Genomic DNA, 410 nt, shown 5'->3' with positions numbered 1-410 from the left:
CATATACCCCTGATGGAAATCGCCGGTCACAGGCTCTGTAAATTGTGTGCCAAAGAAACCGTCCATCACTCACATGCAGCCTATGCAGATGAGTTGCAACAGCGATTGCTACAACAGAAAATCAAAAACTCAGGGCTCAATAAACGCTACCTGGATCGTGGCTTCAAGAATTATGTAGTTGCATGTCCTGCACAAGACAATGCCATCAAACTATGTCAGGCTTTTGCACAGCAGATTATTTCTGACCATTATCCAAACCTACTGCTCATTGGTACACCGGGTACAGGAAAGACTCATCTGAGTGCGTCAATCATTCGCAACATTCTGCATAACAGTACAAAATCTGCACGCTACCATACCAGCGCAGAAATTGCTCAAAAAATGATGGATACCTGGTCAGATGCTTCACG

At 44.6% G+C, this 410-nt stretch carries 1 protein-coding gene; it reads left to right on the top strand.

Annotated features, from left to right (window positions below; genetic code table 11):
• The coding region (locus NI469_RS15765; protein WP_253175665.1) for a DnaA ATPase domain-containing protein at positions 1-410 on the top strand (410 nt) is incomplete at both ends.

Origin of the sequence: Acinetobacter lwoffii, from assembly GCF_024129735.1 — a bacterium.
In the GTDB taxonomy this organism is placed as follows: domain Bacteria; phylum Pseudomonadota; class Gammaproteobacteria; order Pseudomonadales; family Moraxellaceae; genus Acinetobacter; species Acinetobacter lwoffii_H.
This window is presented reverse-complemented; position numbering and strand designations above follow the sequence as displayed.